The 22,286-nt window shown below is 35.6% G+C and carries 20 protein-coding genes; 17 read left to right on the plus strand and 3 right to left on the minus strand.

What is annotated here, in order from left to right; translation table 11 throughout:
• Positions 1-70: 70 nt before the first annotated feature.
• Positions 71-1,156 carry a metallophosphoesterase gene (locus ACQKMD_RS16045; RefSeq protein WP_427753170.1) on the minus strand — a complete coding sequence of 362 codons (1,086 nt, stop codon included), beginning with the start codon at positions 1,154-1,156 and terminating at the stop codon, positions 71-73.
• Between the two features lie 370 nt (positions 1,157-1,526).
• On the opposite strand from ACQKMD_RS16045, the gene ACQKMD_RS16050 reads away from it, so the two are divergent.
• From ACQKMD_RS16050 to ACQKMD_RS16120, 15 genes are all read left to right on the plus strand, one after another.
• Entirely contained in the window at positions 1,527-2,486 is a 960-nt protein-coding gene (locus ACQKMD_RS16050; protein ID WP_427753171.1) for an ABC transporter substrate-binding protein, read from the plus strand.
• 23 nt (positions 2,487-2,509) lie between these two features.
• Positions 2,510-3,517 (plus strand): FecCD family ABC transporter permease, encoded by a 1,008-nt coding sequence (locus tag ACQKMD_RS16055; protein ID WP_427753173.1) that lies wholly within the window; start codon positions 2,510-2,512, stop codon positions 3,515-3,517.
• Between the two features lie 19 nt (positions 3,518-3,536).
• Positions 3,537-4,541: a FecCD family ABC transporter permease gene (locus tag ACQKMD_RS16060; RefSeq protein WP_427753197.1), complete on the plus strand. Its 1,005-nt coding sequence runs from the start codon at positions 3,537-3,539 to the stop codon at positions 4,539-4,541.
• 15 nt (positions 4,542-4,556) lie between these two features.
• Positions 4,557-5,357 carry an ABC transporter ATP-binding protein gene (locus ACQKMD_RS16065; RefSeq protein WP_427753175.1) on the plus strand — a complete coding sequence of 267 codons (801 nt, stop codon included), beginning with the start codon at positions 4,557-4,559 and terminating at the stop codon, positions 5,355-5,357.
• An 11-nt stretch (positions 5,358-5,368) separates the two neighbouring features.
• Positions 5,369-6,172, plus strand: coding sequence for an alpha/beta hydrolase (locus ACQKMD_RS16070; protein WP_427753176.1), 804 nt, complete (start codon positions 5,369-5,371; stop codon positions 6,170-6,172).
• 484 nt (positions 6,173-6,656) lie between these two features.
• Positions 6,657-6,878, plus strand: coding sequence for a YdbC family protein (locus ACQKMD_RS16075; RefSeq protein WP_427753177.1), 222 nt, complete (start codon positions 6,657-6,659; stop codon positions 6,876-6,878).
• A 202-nt stretch (positions 6,879-7,080) separates the two neighbouring features.
• Entirely contained in the window at positions 7,081-8,100 is a 1,020-nt protein-coding gene (locus ACQKMD_RS16080; protein ID WP_427753179.1) for a serine hydrolase domain-containing protein, read from the plus strand.
• Between the two features lie 21 nt (positions 8,101-8,121).
• Entirely contained in the window at positions 8,122-9,408 is a 1,287-nt protein-coding gene (locus ACQKMD_RS16085) for an ABC transporter substrate-binding protein (RefSeq protein WP_427753180.1), read from the plus strand.
• Between the two features lie 70 nt (positions 9,409-9,478).
• Positions 9,479-10,423 carry a carbohydrate ABC transporter permease gene (locus ACQKMD_RS16090; protein ID WP_427753181.1) on the plus strand — a complete coding sequence of 315 codons (945 nt, stop codon included), beginning with the start codon at positions 9,479-9,481 and terminating at the stop codon, positions 10,421-10,423.
• 11 nt (positions 10,424-10,434) lie between these two features.
• Positions 10,435-11,262 carry a carbohydrate ABC transporter permease gene (locus tag ACQKMD_RS16095; protein ID WP_427753183.1) on the plus strand — a complete coding sequence of 276 codons (828 nt, stop codon included), beginning with the start codon at positions 10,435-10,437 and terminating at the stop codon, positions 11,260-11,262.
• The gene (locus ACQKMD_RS16100; RefSeq protein ID WP_427753185.1) at positions 11,249-12,247 is read left to right on the plus strand and encodes an N-acetylglucosamine kinase; all 999 of its coding nucleotides are present in this window, start codon (positions 11,249-11,251) and stop codon (positions 12,245-12,247) included. Before ACQKMD_RS16095 ends, ACQKMD_RS16100 begins: the two co-directional genes overlap by 14 nt.
• A gap of 22 nt (positions 12,248-12,269) precedes the next feature.
• The gene (gene murQ / locus ACQKMD_RS16105) at positions 12,270-13,175 is read left to right on the plus strand and encodes an N-acetylmuramic acid 6-phosphate etherase (RefSeq protein ID WP_427753187.1); all 906 of its coding nucleotides are present in this window, start codon (positions 12,270-12,272) and stop codon (positions 13,173-13,175) included.
• Positions 13,176-13,233: 58 nt separating this feature from the next.
• Entirely contained in the window at positions 13,234-14,115 is an 882-nt protein-coding gene (locus tag ACQKMD_RS16110; protein WP_427753198.1) for a MurR/RpiR family transcriptional regulator, read from the plus strand.
• Positions 14,116-14,254: 139 nt separating this feature from the next.
• Positions 14,255-14,416 carry a hypothetical protein gene (locus ACQKMD_RS16115; protein WP_427753188.1) on the plus strand — a complete coding sequence of 54 codons (162 nt, stop codon included), beginning with the start codon at positions 14,255-14,257 and terminating at the stop codon, positions 14,414-14,416.
• A gap of 222 nt (positions 14,417-14,638) precedes the next feature.
• Positions 14,639-16,387 carry a methyl-accepting chemotaxis protein gene (locus tag ACQKMD_RS16120; RefSeq protein ID WP_427753189.1) on the plus strand — a complete coding sequence of 583 codons (1,749 nt, stop codon included), beginning with the start codon at positions 14,639-14,641 and terminating at the stop codon, positions 16,385-16,387.
• 635 nt (positions 16,388-17,022) lie between these two features.
• Here the strand turns inward: ACQKMD_RS16120 and ACQKMD_RS16125 are convergent.
• The gene (locus tag ACQKMD_RS16125) at positions 17,023-18,222 is read right to left on the minus strand and encodes a class I SAM-dependent rRNA methyltransferase (RefSeq protein ID WP_427753191.1); all 1,200 of its coding nucleotides are present in this window, start codon (positions 18,220-18,222) and stop codon (positions 17,023-17,025) included.
• A 185-nt stretch (positions 18,223-18,407) separates the two neighbouring features.
• Between ACQKMD_RS16125 and solA the strand changes: the two genes are divergently transcribed.
• Both solA and ACQKMD_RS16135 read left to right on the plus strand, forming a co-directional pair.
• Positions 18,408-19,553, plus strand: a complete 1,146-nt coding sequence (gene solA / locus ACQKMD_RS16130) for an N-methyl-L-tryptophan oxidase (protein WP_427753192.1) — start codon at positions 18,408-18,410, stop codon at positions 19,551-19,553.
• A 1,027-nt stretch (positions 19,554-20,580) separates the two neighbouring features.
• The gene (locus tag ACQKMD_RS16135) at positions 20,581-21,588 is read left to right on the plus strand and encodes an NlpC/P60 family protein (protein WP_427753194.1); all 1,008 of its coding nucleotides are present in this window, start codon (positions 20,581-20,583) and stop codon (positions 21,586-21,588) included.
• Positions 21,589-21,661: 73 nt separating this feature from the next.
• On the opposite strand, the gene ACQKMD_RS16140 is transcribed toward ACQKMD_RS16135, so the two are convergent.
• Positions 21,662-21,997: a heme oxygenase gene (locus ACQKMD_RS16140; RefSeq protein WP_427733801.1), complete on the minus strand. Its 336-nt coding sequence runs from the start codon at positions 21,995-21,997 to the stop codon at positions 21,662-21,664.
• Between the last annotated feature and the right edge of the window lie 289 nt (positions 21,998-22,286).

The raw sequence follows: 22,286 nt of genomic DNA on the forward strand, positions 1-22,286 counted from the left end.
AATACCCTCTACGTAGGTTACTACGAGAGGGTATTTTTTGTTTAATGTATTTCTAACGCTTTAGTTCAGCTTAGAATACACAATCTCTAGGGATCCAACCAATCTCACCAATTGAATTTTTAATAAGGATATAGCCATCCGTAGAATGATCTAAGAGCCATACTTTTTCTGATTTTTGTACTGAAAGAAATGTTGTACTGATTCCGTGTATGCATATTGATTTTCCATCAACGTTTTGTAAATATTCGTTTTTAATCCATTGTTGTTGCTGGAGGTTAATGTTATCACAAAGTGTAAAATACTGTTCTTGTTGAATGGTTTCCATTTCATAGTATGGATAAGTAACAGTACCTACTCGGCCAGTTGTATCGAAATGATCTTTTCGGATAATGACCTCATCTGTTAAATCGTCAACATAATATGAAGTGTATGTATTACCTTGAATAATTAAAGCATTTAATTGTCCATCTTCTTTTATTCGATTTCCACCATCTATTGCAGTTATTTTCTTGTCCCAATCGAATAATGGTAAATGTGAAGTTCTTTGTTTAGCTTTATAATTTACTACTGGCCAATGACCGACAATCACCATTTTGTCAGCTTGATGATTTTTTTCAAAAAAGGCTTTAGCTTGCAAAGCAAATGTTTCATCAGTTTGCTGCCAATCTTCTTTATTTTCAATTCCTGCGTGAACAACTATAAATTGATCTGTTTCAATTGCATGAGGTAATTGTTCAAGCCATGTTAACGTTTCTTTAAAGTGTTGACGGTAATATTGGGCTAGTAGTTCTAAATTCCCGAAATCATTTAGTGATTTATGATGGACAGCTAACATGTCGTTTAAAATGGATTTCTTCCTTTTTTCTATGTAAGGAAGAATACTTTGGTCACCATTTTCTACATAACGGAACAATACATCGCAGTTGCCTTTTGTGACATGTACATTAGTTGAGTAATTACATAGCGTTCGTACATACTCTACGACTTCTAAACTATCTTCACCTTTCTCACACATATCACCATTGATAATTAAATAGTCATTTGGTGTGTAATTAACTTTATTAAGTAATCTTTTAAATAAATCTAAACTTGCGTGAATATCTGAAATAATAATAACTCTTTTTTCTTTTTCTATATGAATCTTTTCTATTTTCATCGTGGTTAATCCCTCTTTTATGTAAAAGTAATAGTAGTGTCTAGTAATTCAATGACATAAGTCGAAAATCCTGCGTAAATTAAAATAGATTCTCTGCTCACTAAACAAAAATAACATCAAAAATATAGTGATTATTAAGATTAAATAAGTGAAGAAGGCTTGTAAATAGAGCAAATCCACTTAGGAATATAGCAATTTTCTGTTATTTAAGAGTGTAATATGAAATTTAATAGAACTTACAATTGCTGTTGACACTTTTTTTATTAAGGTTTATATTGGTAAAAGTAACTGATACTGATAATCATTATCAATGGTACACTAAATAAGTAGGCCTACTTATATAAACTAATACATAAAGGAGATTTAACAGATGAAAATGAATAAGTTTTGGATATTTGGTTTAGCGGTATTTCTAGTAGCCTGTGGAGGAAAAGAGACAACACCGAAAAAAGAGGAAAATAAAGCGGTAGAAACAGAAGAAACAGCTTCAAAAGAGCAAACAATCCAATATCTAGATAAATCATATACTTTACCATCTAAAGTAACTAATATTATCGCTGCAAGTTTAGAATCTATGGAAGATGCGGCAATACTTGGTGTAAAACCACTTGGAGCGGTAACAACTGCTGGTAAATTGCCAGAATATCTTGCTAATGATTTAAAAGGTGCAACTTCAATTGGTGAAAAAATGCAACCGAATTATGAAACTATTTTAAAATTAAAGCCAGATGTTATTTTAGGTTCTTCAAAGTATCCAGATGAAGTAGTAGAGCAATTAAATAAAATTGGAACGATGATCCCCGTATCACATATTTCTACAGATTGGGAAGCTAATCTACTATTAATGGGTAAGTTGACAGGTAAAGAATCTGAAGCAGAAAAAATTATTAACGATTACAAAACAGAGGCAGAAGCTGCAAAAACTAAAGTAGCTGAAAAAGTTAAAGACCAGAATGTGTTTGTAATACGTATCCGTGCTAATAGCATGTTTGTTTATCCCGCTGGTGTGTATTTGAATCCAGTTATTTATGAGGATTTAGGATTAAAAGTTCCTGAATTAATTACTAAAACTGCTGCTCAAGAAGAGATCTCAATTGAAACTTTGGCTGATATAAATCCTGATATTATTTTCTTGCAATTCGAGAAAAGCGAAAATGATGGGAAAACTGCTGCATTAGATGATGTATTAAAAAATCCTATCTTCAAGAGTACTAAAGCTGCTAAAAACGACAAAGTATTTGTGAATGTAGTAGAACCTATGGCACAAGGTGGTACAGCTTGGAGTAAAGAAAAATTCTTAAATGCAGCTGTTGAAAATCTATCGAAATAATGTGCAAATCTATGATTAATAAAATGAAGAAACCTAAATCTGTACCAATCCTAATCATGGGTACCGCACCTTTCTTCATTGTATTTACAATTGCATTATCGATCTTATATGGCACAAAGAATATTGATGTTACTACAATTTGGTTGGCGATTACACAATTTGATTCGGGAAATGTGGACCATAATATTATAATGCAATCCCGTTTGCCACGTGTCTTAGCTGCGCTATTGGTAGGAGCATTTCTCGCAATTTCAGGTGCTATTATGCAGGGGATGACAAGAAACTATCTTGCTTCCCCTTCTATTATGGGTGTAACGGATGGTTCAGCATTTGTAATCACAATTTGTATGATTTTTTATCCTGGCATGTCTAATTTTAATCTAATCATATTCTCTATGGTTGGGTCAGCTGTTGGAGCGGGGATTGTATTTGGTTTTGGTTCACTAATGAGAAATGGGCTATCTCCTGTAAGGTTGGCAATTATCGGTACAGTTATTGGAACCTTTTTAAGCAGTATATCAGCAGCACTTTCTACATACTTTCAAGTTTCACAAGATATGAGTTTTTGGTATAACGCCAAAATTCATAAGGTTGACCCCGATATACTTTTACTTGCTTTACCATTTGGTTTAGTTGGTCTTTTACTTGCTTTATACATTGCTAAATCAATTACTATTTTATCAATTGGCGAGGATATTTCGATTAGTCTTGGTCAGCGTACAAAATGGGTTAAGGCTATTAGTATATTAATAGTCGTTTGTTTAACCGGGACTGCAGTGGCCCTTGTAGGGAAAATCGGTTTTGTAGGACTAATTATTCCCCATATAGCGAGATTTCTTGTAGGTGTTGATTATCGCTTTATCATCCCTTGTTCCGCAATTATCGGTGGTGTCTTTTTAGCGCTGTGCGACGTTGGTAGTCGATTTATTAATTATCCATTTGAAACGCCAGTTGGTGTCGTTACATCGTTAATTGGTGTACCTTTCTTTCTCTATTTAATTCGTACGAGAGGGGGAGAACATCGTGCATAAACAATATCGTACAAGCTTTATGATGAGGATTATTGTCGCCATCTCGTTTATTTTTATTGCTATGTACATCCATATTACAAATGGCACTTTCGATATGTCGATTAAAGATGTTGTCACAACATTGTTGCGAATTAATCCAAACAATGATTTTGATCTAGTTATTTTTCATTTCCGGCTCCCTCGAATTGTTATTGCCGCCCTTGTAGGTCTAGGGTTAGGCATTGCGGGTACAGTTATTCAAGGAATCACTAGAAATGGCTTAGCTGATCCAGGAATATTAGGTATCAATGCTGGTGCAGGTACTTCTATTGTAGTATTCATGTTTCTTTTTCAGATGCAGTTAGTTGCATCTGGTAGCTCTAATTGGTTATCAATCTTATTGATGCCTTTGTTTGGATTTGTTGGCGGGATAATTGCAGCAATTATTATATATAGTTTTTCGTGGAAAAGTGGAAAGTTAGATACACAGCGTCTGATTTTGACGGGTATTGCCATCAGTTCAGGATTTGGAGCTCTTTCAATTTTTATCTCACTAAAAATGCGTGAAAGTGATTTTGAAATGGCGACGGTTTGGATGACTGGAAGTATCTATAATGCAAACTGGATTTTCATCGTTGCAATGCTACCTTGGCTTCTGATTTTGGTACCTATAATCTACAGAAAAGCTTATTTATTGGACTATTTACAGCTTGAAGAAGCAACCGTTAAAAGCCTAGGTATTAAAATTGAAAAAGAAAAATCGATTTTGCTTTTATGTAGCATAGGTGTGATTAGCGCATGTGTTGCGGTTTCAGGTAGTATATCTTTCATTGGATTAATGGCACCTCATATCGCAAGACAATTAGTAGGTATACAACATCGTTATGTCATTCCCATGAGCGGTGCAGTAGGAATGCTTTTAGTCATCTTTTCTGATTACATTGCAAAAACAGTATTTGCCCCAGCAGAAATTCCGGTAGGTATTATTGTAGCAATACTTGGTGTGCCTTATTTTCTATATTTATTAGTTAAATCAAAAGCTTAAAAGGAGAACCAATAGATGGTGGTAAGTATTATTAGAGCACAACAATTATCGTCAGGTTATGAAAAGTTTACGGTTTTTTCAGATTTGAATACGACGATTAAGGAAGGACAAATTACGACAATTATAGGCCCAAATGGATGTGGTAAATCAACCTTATTAAAAACTATAGGACGTATTTTAAAGCAACAAAGTGGTCAAGTTTTTTTACAAGATCAAGATATGAAGGCAATTTCGACAAAGGAGATTGCTAAGCAGCTGGCACTTTTATCTCAAAATCCAGAAGCACCTTTACAATTAAAGGTAGAGGAACTTATTTCTTACGGTCGCTTTCCTCATCGAAAAAATGTAGGTACTTTATCAAATAAAGATATTGAAGTGATTGAATGGGCTATGGATATAACGAAAACGACTGCTTTTCGTGATCGAGAAATTGCTCAACTTTCAGGTGGTCAACGCCAAAAGGTGTGGCTAGCGATGGCTCTTGCACAAGAAACAAGTATTTTGCTGTTGGATGAGCCAACAACTTATTTAGATCTTGCGCACCAACTTGAAGTACTGCAGATTGTAGAGCGTCTAAATAAAGAGCATCATTGCACCGTAATAATGGTATTACATGATATCAATCATGCTGCACGTTTTTCTCATGAAATCATCGCAATGAAAGATGGAGAAATTATTACTGTTGGTACGCCAAAGGAAATTTTAGAAAAGGGCATTCTAAAGCAAGTGTTCAATATCGATGCACGCATAATGATCGATCCTGATAATGGGGCACCAGTGTGTTTTGGATATGATACTTTCCTAGAACAGGAATAGGGGGAAACGCAATGAAAGCAATAAATAAAGTTACGCAAGACAATACAGAACAATGGCTATACTATTCTGCTGAAATGGATTATTCATATGATATAAAAGTATCATTACCTAGTTCACCCCCACCTGTCGATGGCTACCCTGTTATTTATCTATTAGATGGAAATTCATACTTCCAATTTGCTCAAGGTATTGTAAGTTTACAGTCTAGGAATGCCCCGAAAACTTTAGTAAATGAGGCCATTATAGTAGGTATTGGACATTTAGATGAAGGTAAAGATACTTCCAAACGAAGATTTTATGACTTTACTGCACCAGCAGAAAAGTATGTTTATCCAAATCGCCTAAAGGATTTTGATGTTGGTATCCACGGAGGAGCACTTAAATTTCTTGATTTTGTCGAGTTAGAGTTAAAACCTAAAATAGAAAGACGCTATTCTATTAATAAGGAAAAGCAAGCTCTGTTTGGACATTCACTCAGTGGTCTTTTTACATTATGGACGCTTTTTACAAAACCAAAAGCATTTCAAACTTATCTAGCTCTAAGTCCATCAATCTGGTGGAATGATCATGAAATTTTAACATACATGGAACGATTTCTGAAACAATCGGAAGAGTATGAGAAGAAGAACCTTTACATTGCAGTAGGTGAGTGTGAAGGCTTTATGGTCGACGATGCAAAACAAGTGTTCAGCCAATTAAGCGCCAATCAACAAAATTATGTGGAATGTGAATTCTACTGTGCTCCACAAGAAAATCATGCATCTGTCGTGCCTACAGTCATGAGTAGAGCAATTCGTTTTGCAAATAAATACTAGTAAAGTCAAGCGGTAATATGAGATACAATGGATTATACGCGACTAATAATGACTTGTTCTCTGTATATATAAAATAATTTCAATACTATGCGTATAATAAATATAAATATATAAATGGAGTTGTCTTATAAGTTGTTTGTGGACTTAAAGATGCTCTTTTTATTTTTGTAAACGCCAAAAGCTCTGTCTTTCTATTATTTTCTTATACATTAAAAATGCTGAAATTGCTAACACGCTATTTTATTAAATGAAAATTCTAGAGTATTTCTAATTAGTACGGAAGGGGATACGGATGTGGATAGTTATAGGGAGATTGTTTGGGGATCTAAACATTTTTAGTTAAATAGTAAATTAAAGATTTCGCTAATATTCAATGTATATATTTTCTTTATTAGGCCAATAGCCTACTATTATAATAATAAGTTGTTTTTATGCTTGATTAGTCCAAATAATCAAGTTCTTAAGAATAAAGGAGGTAAAATTTATGGCAGAATTAAAATACGAAATCGTTGAAAACATCGCCGTACTATCGGAAGGTGCTAAAGGTTGGAAGAAAGAATTGAATTTAATCAGTTGGAATGGTCGCGCGCCAAAGTATGATCTAAGGGATTGGTCTGAGGATCATACGAAGATGGGTAAAGGCGTTACGTTAAGTTCGGAAGAGGTCCAGGTTTTGAAGAAGGCGTTGCAAGAACTGACGTTATAGTCAAGGCAATTTTGAGTGATGAAAGAATGAATGAGGTACTCAATAGATTGAATACAAAAGGGTTATCCGCTAGTATGACGGATAGCTCTTTTTAATTTTATGTGGTCTTTTGTAAAAAAAATTCAAACATCTGCTTATTTTTTGTCATTTAATTTCATATCGTAATAACACGGGAAATCTAAAAAATTACAAGGGTGTTGTCATGATAGATGAGTATTTCAATCAAATAATTCAAAAAAAACTACTTCCAGGAGCAGTTATAAGTGTACATCAGGATTCGAAGCAATTAATGACTAAGAGCTACGGTCATTACATAGGGAAGGATTCACAATTGTATGCAGTCACAGAGGATACCCTTTTTGATTTAGCATCTTTAACAAAGGTTGTTGCTATACTTCCAGCTGCCTTATATTTACTTAGCAGAAATGAACTTCAACTAGATAGAAGAGTGTCGGAAATTATACCGGCATTTCGTTTTCAAGAGGTGACAATTCGGTATTTATTACAACATAGCTCAGGATTACCTGCAGGGTTAGTGCCAAAAGTAGAGAGGAATCATAACAGGAATATAATGAGCGAAATAATGGCATCCGATTTGATCTATAATCCAGGCCAAACTGTCGCTTATAGCGATTTAGGAATGATTTTATTAGGCAAAATAATAGAAATCGTGACTGGAGAATCGTTAAATCAATTTGTACAACGCCACCTATTTAATCCGTGGAATATGCCTAATACGCAATTTTTATTACCAAAAAATCATACGCATAAAGTGGCATCAACTGAACTGGTAAGAGGGCAATATGTTCAAGGAGAGGTACATGATGAGAAGGCGCTTTTGCTAGGCGGTGTATCTGGTAGTGCGGGCTTATTTTCAAGTGCAAATGATTTAGTTTTGTATTCAGAGTATTGGTTAGGTATTCGACAACAGTCGGTTATTCCATTCAATTGGATGGAGTCAGCATATAAGAATACGTTTTTAGGAAGGGGTCTTGGGTTTGAAGTACGGACTGGTGATGAGCCATCAGTATCCTTTGGAAAGAGGGTGAGCGTAGGGTCTTTTGGACATACAGGATTTACAGGTACTAGTATCTGCATGGATCTTGAAAAAAAAGCTTCTATCGTTTTATTAACAAATGCCGTGCATTATGGAAGAAATAATTCGATAAGAGAAATCAGAAGACAGATTCACGACCTGATCTATGAGGAATTACTTAACTAATTTTGGGGTGGAGGGACAGACGTGAAGGTATTGAATAAGTGGTTCTTTTGGTTTGTACTTTTGTTGACAATCATATTGGCTGGATGTAGCTCAAAAGATAATTCTGCTGACACTAGTAAGGGAGATAATGGTTCAGACTCATCAAAAGAAGTGTCACTAACAATCGGTAGCTGGCGTACAGAAGATGTAGCAAAATACGAAAAAGTAATCGCCTTATTCAACAAAGAACATGCAGATATTAAAGTAACATTCAGTCCTACAAAAAACACCGAATATAATACGGTATTAAATACAGCATTACAAGCAGGAGAAGGCCCGGATATTATTCATTTACGTCCATATGCTGCGGGATTAAAATTAGCGGAATCAGGCTTTATAGAAAAAATTAACGATTTGAATGGATTAAATGTATTTTCCGATGAAGCACTACAAGCTTCTCGAGATGCGGAAGGTAATCAGTATGGGGTACCAGTTAATTTTAGTTCTACCCAATTCTTCTATAATAAGAAGATTTTCCAAGAACAAGGCTTAGAAGTACCGAATACATGGGATGAATTCATTATATTAAATGACAAACTTCTAGCAAAAGGAATCACACCTATCGCGATGGGTACAAAGGAGAGTTGGTTATTATCTCTACTCCATGGCATTATCGGTCCAGGTGTATATGAAGGCGATGATTTCTATAAATCAGTTTTAGCTGGAGAAAGGGATTTCACAGATGCAAAGTTTAAAGAATCCATTCAAATCATGAATGATCTAAAGAAATACTTCCCTAAAAACTCGGAGGGTCTAGGGATGGATGATATCCGTACAGAATTCGCATTAGAAAAAGCTGCCATGTTCCCATTAGGTAGCTGGGAAATCCCAGTTGTTTCTGAAATGAATCCAGATTTAGATTTCGGATTTTTCCCAATGCCATCTAAAGAAGGCAATAAGACTGTGACAACTTGGGTTGATGGTTCATTTGCAATAAATGCTAATTCAAAAAATAAAGAGGCAGCAAAGGTGTTTTTAGAATTTTTAACTACAAAAGAATTTGGAGAACTATTTGTAAAAGAATTCTCAATGATTAGTGCAATGCCTGGAATTTCTTCAGATCAAGCTCTATTGGGTGAACTTAGTAAAGCAGTGGAGTCCAATGCAACACCTTATTTGTGGGTGACTAATTTTACAGGTGGAGAACCAACAACAAAAACAGTACTTGAAACTGAACTTCAAGGAATGTATTTAGGTGATGTAAAAGTAGATGATGTGGCGAAAAAAGTGCAAGAAAATGCAAGGACGTGGTTTAAACCGTTTCAATAAAAAATAATAGCCCTCGCTGAAAAGAGGTGAGGGTATATTGTTTCAATTTACATAAAGGAGGCTTTGGTATATGACAAATGCCACAGTTCCATCGCTAAAAAAGAAACGGAATTGGGCAAAGTGGACAATTCACTTATTCCCTATACCGGCATTAATCATGTATGGACTGTTTGTGTTATATCCAATAATGGCTGCCCTATCCTATAGTTTCTTTGAATTTAAAGGAATGAATAGAGGGACTTTTGTTGGCCTTCAAAACTTCGTTACACTTTTTACAAAAGAGCCTTACGGATCTATGTTTTGGAATGCGTTTAAGCATAATGGACTTTATTTTATTATACAGATGATTGTGATGAATGGACTCGCATTCTTTTTAGCTTTTATCATCTATAAAAGAATTCGAGGTTCAGTGTTTTTCAAAGCTGCCTTCTTTTTACCAAGGGTACTCTCGGTTATTGTAGTCGGTTTTTTATGGAAACTTATTTTAAATCCGAACTATGGCACAGTTAATGTTTTGCTTGAAAAGCTTGGGCTAGAAAGTTTACAAAGAGCCTGGTTAGGCGATCCGGATACAGCCCTAATTGTTATTATTTTAGTGAATTGTTGGTTTGGTATTGGATTTGGTGTCCTGATTTTCTTGGCTGGCTTTCAAGGGATTTCAAGTGAACTTATTGAAGCAGCCAGATTAGATGGAGCAAAGGGCTTTAAGATGATGTCTAAAATCTATTTGCCATTAATGATTCCTTCCATTATGATTATGGGCGTTTTGACGTTCATCCAATCATTTGAAGCCTTTGAACTTATATACGCTATGCAGGGGTCGATGGGTGAACCCTATTATTCTACAGATACATTAGCTGTGTTCTTTTACAGACTAGCATTTGGTAGTTCAACTGCATCCGGTTCAACGTCTATTGGCTTAGGCTCAGCTTTAGCGACATGTTTATTCTGTTTCATTTTAATATGTACTACAGTTTTCTTACGCTTGATGAATAAAAAAGATGTTGAGATGTGAGAGGTGAGAAAGTGAAGCAAGGCATTATTTGGACTAAACCCTTCTATTATATTGTCATTTTTATTGCAGCGACAATTAGCTTGTATCCAATTTTGTTAATGATTCTTTCTTCATTCAAAACGAGTGCAGAAATTTTTAAAAATCCTTTAGGATTACCAACAGGTCTTAGTTTAGATACTTATCGAACGTTATTATCAAAAGTTCCTTTTACTACTTATTTTATGAATAGTGTCATAGTAAGTTTTGCATCCGTAGCGCTGATTGTCATTGTATGTTCTTTAGCAGCTTATTATGTTGCGCGTTTTAAATTTTCATGGACTAGTGCCATTTTCTTTATTTTCTTATTAGGGATGATGATTCCGATTAAGCTAGGAATTGTACCATTATTTATTTTGATGAGAGATTTAGAATTGATTAATTCGCTTTGGTCATTAATTTTTATGAATGTTGCAACAGGTATTCCGTTAACGATGCTTATTTTGACAGGTTTTTTCCGCACTATGCCAAAAGAATTAGAGGAAGCTGCTCGAATGGATGGAGCAGGAAATATAAGAATACTCTGGTATGTGTTATTACCAATTATGCGACCAGCTTTAGGTACTGTAATTATCATTAATTTTATATCTGCATGGAATGATTTTTTCTTCCCTCTAATTTTTATTACTGAAAAAGCGAAAATGACTATTCCAGTAGGCATGATGTCATTATTTGGAGAACATTCAGCTGATTGGGGATCGCTTTTTGCAGGTTTAACTCTAGCATCATTACCAATGATTTTACTTTTTTTCATAGCTTCAAAGCAGTTTATGGAAGGACTGACGGCAGGTGCAATTAAATAATCGTTATATTATTGGAATAGATGGTGGCGGTACTAAAACTCAAGCAGTGATTGGCACTAGTGATGGCGAGATTCTGGCTGTTGTAACGGGTGGCGGCTCGAATATAAAATCCATCCCAAAAGAAAAAGTAAAAGTTCAAATAGGTGTTTTATTAGAGCAATTGTTAAAAAAGGCAGCTATTCATAAAGCAGAGGTCAATTCAGTTTTTGTATGTACAGCAGGTGGTGATCGTGAGGAAGACATAGTCTGCTGGAATAAATGGATACAAGATTTTTTCCAATCGTACCCTTGTAAAATTCAAGTTAAGAATGATGCAGTAGCTGCATTAGTGAGTGGCACATTTCAAGTTGACGGACTAGTATTAGTAGCTGGCACTGGCTCTATTGCTTATTTAATGCAAGATAATGGTCGTAAAATTCATCGAGCAGGGGGATGGGGTTATCTCTTTGGTGATGAAGGAAGTGGTTATTATATGGGGATTCAAGCGTTACGTTATATTTCACAGCTCTATGACTTACAGGAAGGGCTAGACGAATTTGCAGTGGAGGTTCTCAATTATCTTCAACTGAAGAATCCTGTAGAAATTATTACGAAAATATATGAACAAGATCAACCACGTTTGATTGTGGCATCTATTGCAATGCCTATTTTGGAACTAGCAGAGCGTGGTAATGATGTTGCTTGTCGAATTGTATTTAATGCTATTAATCAATTGATACGCCTATTAAGCGTTTTATACTCGAGAGAAGAAAGTGCTAAAACATTACCAATTGTTGTTTGTGGTGGATTATTTGAAAATGAGTATTTCTTTCAACAATTTGAGCAGACTCTAAGCCTGGCCTCTAGTGATAATGTATTAATTAAACCGTCTGTGTCCCCAGTAGTTGGTGCATTTATTTTAGCCCTTCTTGATATGTCCATCCCCATTACTAAGAAATTGAAAGTCGATTTGTTACAGACATGGATGAAAGTTGATCTTAAATAAGATTAGGAAGGAGTGAACTTCTTTGGGGCGAAATCCAAAACTTAAGACAGAAGCGTATCATAGGGAGACGACAAACTTAGATTTAATGTCTGTAGCTGAAATTATAAAATTAATGAACCAGGATGACCTTAAAATTCCACAAGCTATTGAAAGGGTACTACCTGAGATAGAAAAGACGATAAGGGTTGTCCATCATTCGTTAGAAAAAGGTGGTCGATTATTCTATGTTGGAGCTGGAACAAGCGGCCGAATTGGTTTGTTAGACGCGGTGGAATGTCCTCCTACATTTAGTACATCACCAGAAGTAGTACAGGCAATATTAGCAGGTGGGATTGATGCAGTTGTCCTAGCCATAGAAGGCGCAGAAGATGATGAACAATGGGGTCAATTAAGTCTAAAAGAACATGGTTTAACAGAACATGATGTGGTAATTGGTATTGCGGCAAGCGGTAGTACCCCCTTTGTAAAAGGTGCTTTAGTATATGCACGTTCTGTTGGTGCAAAAACAATGAGTTTAACGAGTAATCCAAATTCAATCATTAGTGAATATACTGATATCGCCATCGAGGTAGATACAGGTCCAGAAATCTTAACTGGATCCACAAGATTGAAGGCTGCATCCGCTCATAAAATGGTATTAAACATGATTTCTACAGCTACTATGGTTCAATTAGGTAAAGTATATAAAAATTTAATGGTTGACTTGCATGCCAGTAATAACAAATTAAAAGAACGTGCAAAAAGAATTGTTTGTGAGGCAACTGAAGTCACATACGAACAAGCGGAGCAGGTTTTAGTTAAAACAGGTTACGAAGTGAAACCTGCGATAGTTATGCTATTAACACAGTCAACTTTGAATGAGGCGAAACAATATTTAGAAAATTCAAAAGGGCATGTTCGTGCAGCAATTCAACAGAAGGATCTCTAGTTAAAGAAAATAGAATAATGGATCTTCTTAAATATTGAATAGAGAAGCAGGGGGAATAATAAAGAAGGTGAATTCAGGATTGCTAATACTTGCTGAAATGGAAGCTAGCTTGCCTCCTTCTGAGAGGAAAATTGCACAATATATTTTAAAGTACCCTGCTAAAGCAATTAAAATGACAGCTGTAGATATTGGCAAACAGAGTCATACTAGCAGTGCTGCAGTCATTCGCTTATGTAAATCATTAAATTTAAGTGGTATACAAGAATTGAAACTAAGAATTGCAGGTGATTTACAACGTGAAAAAATAGACATTCGTGATATTGAACCGAATGAACCGCTAGAGTTAACAATCGATAAAATTACAAAGCATAGTATGCAAATCTTGCATGAGACTGCAGATTTAATCGACCAAAAAGAGCTAATGCATGCTGTAGAAGCAATGTTAAATGCTAAGAGAATTTTCTTTTTTGGTGTCGGAGCATCAGCAATTGCCGCAATGGATGCGTATCAAAAGTTTTTACGTATCAATAAATACTGTATGTTTTTAACGGATTTACATTTGGGAGTTACAGCGGTTGTTAATGCTGATGAGGGGGATGTTGTTGTAGGTATTTCCTTTTCAGGAGAAACGCATGAGGTAGCTAAAGTATTAGAGATTGCAAATAATGTAAATGCTACAACGATTAGTCTAACAAGATACGGAAATTCACTCGTCTCTAGTTTAGCAAATATTTGTTTATACACTTCACCTAAAGTGGAAGCCACTTTAAGAAGCGGTGCTACTTCCTCACGTTTAGCTCAGCTGCATGTCTTAGATATATTATTTATGTGCGTGGCAACGAGTACATATAATGATACGATAGAGTATTTAGATCATACTAGAACAGCCATTAACAACTTGCATGAAAAAGTAGGTAAACGTAAAGATAGCTATTTGTAAAAAAGAAGTACTAGCTCATTCAACTATAGCTGGTACTTTTTTTAATTCGTTCCTCAGAATTCTTTATCATGAATATGAAGATTGTAATGCTTAGATTTAAAATTAAATTATGAATTAGAAATAGAAAGGAATTTAAATCATGTCAGAATTAAAATGCGAAATCGTAGAAAGTATTATTCTTTCTGAAGGTAGCAAGGGCTGGAAAAAGGAATTAAATTTGATTAGCTGGAAAGGTGACGTGAGTGAGCATGAGATGCAAGCTTTGAAAACGTTGCAAACGTTCTTAATTTATAGGAAATAACGAGGTGTTTAAAGAGCTGCAGTTGCGGCTTTTTTCATTTTTAGATAAATTTAAAATTTCTCTTAATTTCTTCGACATCTAGCCGATAGGACTAAAGATCCCTATGGAGATTCCGTGTATATAGTTCAAAAATAACTTTTTATAGTATATTATAAATAATGCAAAGGGTATATTTTGAGTTTTTAAAATATTCCATTATAAGAACGGAGGAGGATGTTCGGAATGAAAGGAATGTCTAAGTTAAGCAATAAAGTTTTTGTGTTTGTTGTTATTGCTGTCGTATTAATAATTGCAGCTTTTTCAATAACTCTATATTCAAATACAAATAGCTCTGTTGAAAAGACGATAGGGAATCAGACCGTGCGCATCGGTGAAAATGTTGCGTCCCAATTAGATGCTGAGAAATTTAAGGAGATACTAGATCGTCCAGAAGAATCAGAATTGTATTGGAAACTACGTGATGAATTAAATGATATTCGTGTAAAGAATGGTGTTCAGTATTTATATACAATGACTGTGGTAGAAAAAGGTGGAACTGCGAAAATGTTAGTTGACGGTTCGCCTAGAGAGGAAGATGATTCGCCTATTGGTTCAGAAGAGTCAACAATTAATGATGACATTATGAAGGCTGTTAATAAGGATGGTTACTATCATTCGGGAATAGAAAATTTTGAGGGCTATGGTGATTTACTATCTGCAGTTGTCCCTATGAAGAGTGCCGATGGTAAAATAATTGGACTTATTGGTGTTGATATTGCAGCCGGTGATGTAAAAGAAGTAAAGTCGGAAATATTACAATCGATTTTGCCAATTGTAATGGGTATTACTTTAATCATCGGAGTAGTTTCAACATTCTTTATTCGCCGTTATACAAATCTTACGCTTCAACCATTGACTGTTTTACAGGAGGCAGCTGTACAATTTGCTGATGGTAATATAGTTGGCGCTGAGCAGAAACTAGAATCTGTGAAATTTAAAGGAAATAATGAAATTACTCATTTTGAAGTAGCGTTTTCAGAATCATTGACAAAGTTAAAGGGTACTTTTACAAAGGTGCTGCATACATCTGAGGAATTGAAAAGTGTTATTGATCAAATTGGTGCATCCACACAAACGGTACATACGTCAAATAACGAAATTGCTGATAGCATTCTACATATTGCATCTGGAAGTGAACAACAAAAGGTTAATAATGGTGAAGTGATGAATGCAATGGAAGAAATGGTTGTCGGGATTCAAAGAATGGCTGATTCCACATCAAATATTTCACAAGCATCCATTGATATGACTACTCTAGTTGAATTAGGAGTAAAGGAATCAGAAATGGTTGTCGAACAAATCCAAAATGTAGAGCAGTCGGTATTAGGAACAGCAGACCATGTCACAGAAATGGCCGAAAAATTCCGCTCAATTGAAGAAATGGTTGAAGTGATTACAAGTATCGCGGATCAAACAAATTTACTAGCTTTAAATGCAGCAATTGAAGCGGCAAGAGCAGGCGAGTCAGGTAAAGGCTTTGCAGTTGTAGCAGATGAAGTGCGTAAACTTGCTGAAATGTCTCGCAATTCTGCTGAGGATATTCGTGAACATCTCCAAAACTTTAGTAGCACTGCAGAAAGTGTAGTAAAAGAAATGAATGAAAGCTCACATGAAGTGAAAGAAGGTAGCGTAGCAGTCAGCTCAATAGGCAAAAAATTAAATGCTATTTTACAATCCGTACAGCATGTGAATGAAGAAATTCAAGAAGATTCCGCTGTCGTAGAACAAATGTCTGCAAGTTCAGAGGAGGTTCTTGCTTCTACTGAGCAAATGAATGACATCGTAGTAAACAATGCAAAACGTGCTACAAGAGTCGCAAGTGCATCAGATCAGCAAGTCCAAATCATTGATGAGTTAAGCAATATTAGTAAATATTTAGCTAGCAATGCTGATGAAATGATGACATTGATCAAACAGTTTAAAGTGAAGTAAAAAATAAGAGAAAGGGTCGCTATTATTTAGAGCACTGAAAAAGTCCATAAAATGAATTTTAGCCCTGGCGGAACCTATTAATCGTTTCTGCCAGGGCTTTTTCTTCGATGCCGTTAATTTCCGTTCCGGCGGACGCTTTCCTGGGGACGAACCTTGAGCCTCCTCGTCGCTAACGCTCCTGCGGGGTCTCAAGATGTTCGCTAGTTCCCCAAGGAGTCGCCGCCTGCACTCCAATCAACTAGTTTTATCGTTTTTCTGAGTTTTTCATTCTTTCCGATTCACACCTAACCCTTTAAAGTACTAATTCAAGGTGGTACTATCCATGATCTCTAAACAAGAAAGATTCACTCTAAGCCCTTATATCGTTACTATTCAGGAAAAGATAATTTACAGTATGCACAAACAAAGAGATTCAACTGCTATCAAAATTAAATCCGGTGATAACAAATGGAAGCGATTCGAAAAGCGCGAACGAATAAAAAAGAAGTAGGTAAAAATCAAACACAAACGTATTACTTTGACATAGAAAAATGTAAGGTTTGTCCATAGAAGGCTTAAAATCATTTTTTAATTAAATCTATGGGAAGTTCTTAGTGAAAAATATAACCGCAGTCTGATGACTGCGGTTATAAATATTATTTATTTAGTTTTTTAATAAACACAACTTTTAAATAGTTGAACTCAGGGAAGTCGCGGTTTGCGCGGAAATCCTTTGGTAATGAAGATTGTTCAACGATTTTGTAGCGAGTGTTTGAATCTTTAAATGCTTTATCGATAAATGTCTTGAACTTTTTCATACCGAAGCTTGCGTTGTTTGTTGAAGCGACAATAATACCATTTTTCTCCGTAATAGCAATTGCGTCCATTAGCAATTTCGGATAGTCTTTAGCTGTACTAAATGTCATTTTTTTCGAACGTGCAAAGCTAGGAGGATCAAGTACTACTAAATCATATTTCATGTTGTGACGAACGGCATATTTGAAATAATCAAATACATCCATTACTTTAATATTTTGTGCTTCATAATCGATACCATTGACGCTCAATTGTTCAATTGTTTTCGCTAAGCTACGTTTTGCAAGGTCAACACTTGTTGTTTCTTTAGCGCCACCAAGAGCAGCTGCAACTGAGAATGCACCAGTGTAAGAGAAAGTGTTCAACATATTTGTATCTTCTGCATAATAGTCACGGATTGTACGACGTACATCGCGTTGATCAAGGAAAATCCCAGTCATAGCACCATCATTTAGATTTACTGCGAAATTCATACCATTTTCTTTAATAATGATAGGGAAATCCCCAGGTTTACCCATTACAAAATCATCTTGTTCAATATATTGACCTTTCGTATCAAAACGTTTTTTCTCATAAATAGCTTTGAATTCAACTAATTCGGCAAGTGAGTCATAAATATATTGTTTGAAGCTATATATTCCATCACTATACCAACTAACCATATAATAGCCATCAAAATAATCGATTGTTAGACCGCCAATGCCGTCCCCCTCACCGTTAAATACACGGAATGCCGTTGTTTGGTTATCCTCGAAAAAGTCAGCACGGTGATCTAATGCATTTTTCAATTTAGTTTTGAAGAACGCCTCATCAATCTCTTCATGTTCTTTTGTCGTAAGGACCCAACCAATTCCTTTATTTTGATTACCATAATATCCGGTTGCTAAGTAGCGATTAGCGCGGTCTACAAGGCGGATTAGTTCGCCTTCTTCACGTAGCATATCTGTATTAACTACAGCCTCTTTTAAAATTAATGGATAGCCTCTTTTTAAATCTGCAAGAAAGCTTTGATCCACTCTAAGTGTTTTCATTTTTGTCATCATGTCATCCTTAATATTCGTTTTCATCATTATCGCATTTTTCGCCAAAAATTGCGAAACTAATGGGGAAATTTAAGTCTGGTTCAATAATAAATAGGTCATTTTAACAATAAACGTAATCGTATCCCAATACTCTAAAAATTCATAGTAAAATAATAATAATGAGTACCAAGGAGGCAATGAAAATGCATTATGATGTGATTGTTGTTGGAGCAGGTTCAATGGGAATGGCTGCGGGCTATTTTCTTTCAAAGAGTGGGAAAAAGACTTTACTATTAGATGCATTTAATCCACCGCATGATAAAGGAAGTCACCATGGTGAAACACGTATTATTCGTTATGCATATGGTGAAGGAGCGGAGTATGTACCACTCGCATTACGTGCACGTGATCTATGGCAAGATCTTGCACAGCAAACAGGTAAGGAAATTTTCCTTCAAACCGGCGTTATCAATGTTGGGGATAAAAATATTCCTTTCATAAAAAACGTGATTGAGAGTGCTAAAAAATTTAATCTGCCACTCGAAGTCATGACGGCAACTGAGGTGAACGAAAAGTGGGAGGGTCTGCAACTACCATTAAATTTCCTGGGTTGTTTCGAACCTACTTCAGGGGTATTGAGAGTAGAATCATGTGTAGAAGCTTATAAAGAATTAGCGATAAATGCAGGGGCAACTATTCGTACAGATAGCCGTGTTGTTAAGGTTGATCCTCAATCTGACAAAGTTACAATTTATACAGAAGATGGCGTAATGTTCACTGCAAACTCGGTAATAATTTCTGCTGGTGCTTGGGCTGGAGAATTATTAACTCAGCTAGATTTAGAACTTCCGTTAAACCCAATCCGCAAAACATTTGCTTGGTACGACGTAGACGAGAAATTATACAATCAAAACGATTTTCCGGCTTTTACTTTCGAGCTTGCGGATAGTATTTACTATGGCTTTCCGAGTATCGATGGTGCAGGATTAAAAGTTGGAAGGCATGATGGGGGAGAGACTATTAATCCAGATGAGGACAAACTTGCATTCGGTGAGGTAACGGGGGATGCAAAAGATTTAACGGAGTTCCTAGATGAATTTATGCCGAGAGAACATGATTTGAAATTCGGCAAAACGTGTATGTACACAATGACGCCAGATGAAGATTTTATCATAGATGTCCATCCAAAACATGAAAATATCGCCATCGCGGCTGGTTTCTCTGGACATGGCTTCAAATTTGCTAGCGCTGTTGGGGAAGTGCTATGTAACCTTATTACAAAAGGATCTACAGATTTAGATATCACGCCGTTTTCTATGCAACGGTTTAAAAAAGTAGGGGAAATGTGATTACTATAAAAAACGCAGAAAATTATCTAAGAGATATAATTGCTGAAAATTTGAAGTGATCCTGCAACGGTTTGGAAAATATTCAAGGCATTTGACAGAAAATAGGTAGGTCGTGTGGAACAAGTTGTTCATTTGTAATTATCTCTAATTGGTCGCGTTCGTGATTTTAGTTTCACGTCATCATTTTCCATCACCTCAAGATTATTCTTACTTTCAATTATATAATGAATGAGTCAATAGAAAAATAGAAGGTAGTATTTTATTGGTTTGTAGAAGCGTCCGCTCGACTCCTGCGGGAAAAGCGAGACAGACGAGACCCTACAGGAGCGTAGCGACGAAGCGGCTCGGCTCTCGCCCGCGGAAAGCGAGCGGTAAGCTTCGGAAAATCTGATCTATCCTGTATATAAAAAAAGAATGTGGATAAACCCGAATTTCTTCGCAGTTTTTCTACAGTCTAACATCTATTAAAATGAATGAGTCAATAGAAAAATAGAAGGTAGTATTTTATTGGTTTGAAGAAGGTCCACTCGACTCCTGCGGGAAAAGCGAGACAGACGAGACCCTACAGGAGCGTAGCGACGAAGCGGCTCGGCTCTCGCCCGCGGAAAGCGAGTGGTAAGCTTCGGAAAACTTGGTCTATCCTATATACAAATAAAAACAGAAACTCCCTTAGTTTTTAAAGCATAAGGGAGTTTTTTTCATTTAAATTAATTTTTCATCAATTAGTTGTTATTTTAATGAAAATCAAAATGAAACCTCCCCTTTAAATAAAGTAACAATGAATCATATTATTAACTGGGAAATTAATCCTCTTATATTTCCTTTGTATTAAAGAGTGGATATAGTATAAGAATTTTGAGTTATTTGTAATAAAGCGTAATGACATTGTAAATGAAATGCTGTTGTTTCTCCATCTGACTTTCTCTAGAATTGATAGTGGAATTAATAAAAAAACGTTATATACATCCATAAATATCGAAAAAATACTATCCATTATAAAAGAGAAAATAGGAGGCACATTATTCACATGAACAAGCAAACAGTATTTAAAGCTATCACAGCAACTACATTGACGTTAACACTTGGACTTGGAGCATTAGTAAATAATCAACCTCAACAACCAACACAGACAAATACAACAAATGTTTTACAAGATTCTGCTAATAAAATTACTATGGTATCAAGTTCAAAAGCAACTAAAATCTCAGGTAAATATAATACAACAGCAGCATTGAATATGCGTCAAGGTGCATCTACAAGCAACAAAAAAATTATAACGATTAAAAAAGGTGCCATCGTAACAGCTACATATAAAAAGAAAGTAAGTGGAACAACATGGTACAAAGTAAAATACAGTGGAAAAACTGGTTGGGTATCTGGTTCATACTTAAAAAAATATAAAAAATCAACAACTTCTACTGCAAAAGCAACTAAAATTAGCGGTAAATATAAAACAATATCAGTACTAAATATGCGTAAGAGTGCATCAATAAAAAGTGGGAAAATAACAACGCTAAAAAAGGGAGCTGTAGTAACAGCTTCATATAAAAAGAAAGTCAGCGGAACAACGTGGTATAAAGTTAAACATAGTAGTAAGACAGGTTGGGTATCGAGTTCATACTTAACAAAATACAAAAAAACAACAACAGTCTCTAGCTCAAACTCAGCACTTCGCAACAAAGTTATTAGTGCAGGTAGTCAATATCTAGGGGTGCCTTATGTATGGGGAGGCATGTCGCCATCAGGGTTTGATTGCTCAGGTTTTACAGCTTATTCGTACAAAAAAGCCGGATACGGTACACTTCCACATAATAGTCGTTCTCAACGTGCTGTTACTAAAAACGTAAGTAGTCCAGAAGTGGGCGATTTAATTTTCTTCACTGCTTCGCCAGGAGGTAGCACGATTACACATGTTGGCCTATATGCAGGAAACAACAAAGTATTACATGCAGCAGGTGATAAAGTTCAATACCAAAGTGTTGCAAAAGGGAGTTATTGGGAACCTCGTATCGTAGGCTACGGTTCATTAGACTAATACTATAAACTTTTAAAAGGCTCTAACTGGAGATTTTTATCTTCAGCTAGAGCCTTTCTTATTGAATAAAAGTTTAAGCTTGTGATGCTTCGATACGTGAAACGATTTCAGCAATTACAATTTGGCTACCAAGCATTGGAGATTCTTTTGGAGCTTCACCTGGTTTTGCTTCTGGACGTTTGTGAGATGCTTTGAATGCATCACTTTCTCGCCATGCTTTAAAGCCATCAAGTGTTTCCCAGTACATATTAACGCTCATTTCATCGTATTCTTCAAAATCTTTACATACAGCTACCTCAACTTTGACAAAACCTTCAAATGATTGAAGTGCACCTGGACGAGTGAAGTTAGGAGCCATTTTTTCGGCAAAGCCTTTTTTCGTTTTAATACGGTTTGTTACTACGAACATAAACAATCTCTCCTTTTTTTAGAACATTGGCATACCAGAAACCAATGCCTTTTAAGAAATCGTATACCATGTTGAAACCTCAATGCAAATGAGAACCGATCTTTCTTTTGAAAACTATTAAAATAAGTGTTTCTCAGTCAGGAAGGTTAAATCATATGTGGTTAAAACATGCTTTTTTTAATAAGTGTTTATTAACTTTAAATGAGTAAATTTCATTCAAGTAATTTCCATTTAACAAAATAAAAAGACAGAATCCACCCTTTTGGTTAAAATGAAAGCTCTGACCCAA

Origin of the sequence: Viridibacillus sp. NPDC096237 (assembly GCF_050278625.1) — a bacterium.
Classification (GTDB): domain Bacteria; phylum Bacillota; class Bacilli; order Bacillales_A; family Planococcaceae; genus Viridibacillus.

Coding starts and splice junctions, on each gene's coding strand:
- ACQKMD_RS16045 (WP_427753170.1), bottom strand. CDS start 1,156: ATGAAAATAGAAAAGATTCATATAGAAAAAGAAAAAAGAGTTATTATT.
- ACQKMD_RS16050 (WP_427753171.1), top strand. CDS start 1,527: ATGAAAATGAATAAGTTTTGGATATTTGGTTTAGCGGTATTTCTAGTA.
- ACQKMD_RS16055 (WP_427753173.1), top strand. CDS start 2,510: ATGAAGAAACCTAAATCTGTACCAATCCTAATCATGGGTACCGCACCT.
- ACQKMD_RS16060 (WP_427753197.1), top strand. CDS start 3,537: ATGATGAGGATTATTGTCGCCATCTCGTTTATTTTTATTGCTATGTAC.
- ACQKMD_RS16065 (WP_427753175.1), top strand. CDS start 4,557: ATGGTGGTAAGTATTATTAGAGCACAACAATTATCGTCAGGTTATGAA.
- ACQKMD_RS16070 (WP_427753176.1), top strand. CDS start 5,369: ATGAAAGCAATAAATAAAGTTACGCAAGACAATACAGAACAATGGCTA.
- ACQKMD_RS16075 (WP_427753177.1), top strand. CDS start 6,657: ATGGCAGAATTAAAATACGAAATCGTTGAAAACATCGCCGTACTATCG.
- ACQKMD_RS16080 (WP_427753179.1), top strand. CDS start 7,081: ATGATAGATGAGTATTTCAATCAAATAATTCAAAAAAAACTACTTCCA.
- ACQKMD_RS16090 (WP_427753181.1), top strand. CDS start 9,479: ATGACAAATGCCACAGTTCCATCGCTAAAAAAGAAACGGAATTGGGCA.
- ACQKMD_RS16115 (WP_427753188.1), top strand. CDS start 14,255: ATGTCAGAATTAAAATGCGAAATCGTAGAAAGTATTATTCTTTCTGAA.
- ACQKMD_RS16120 (WP_427753189.1), top strand. CDS start 14,639: ATGAAAGGAATGTCTAAGTTAAGCAATAAAGTTTTTGTGTTTGTTGTT.
- ACQKMD_RS16125 (WP_427753191.1), bottom strand. CDS start 18,222: ATGACAAAAATGAAAACACTTAGAGTGGATCAAAGCTTTCTTGCAGAT.
- solA (WP_427753192.1), top strand. CDS start 18,408: ATGCATTATGATGTGATTGTTGTTGGAGCAGGTTCAATGGGAATGGCT.
- ACQKMD_RS16135 (WP_427753194.1), top strand. CDS start 20,581: ATGAACAAGCAAACAGTATTTAAAGCTATCACAGCAACTACATTGACG.
- ACQKMD_RS16140 (WP_427733801.1), bottom strand. CDS start 21,997: ATGTTCGTAGTAACAAACCGTATTAAAACGAAAAAAGGCTTTGCCGAA.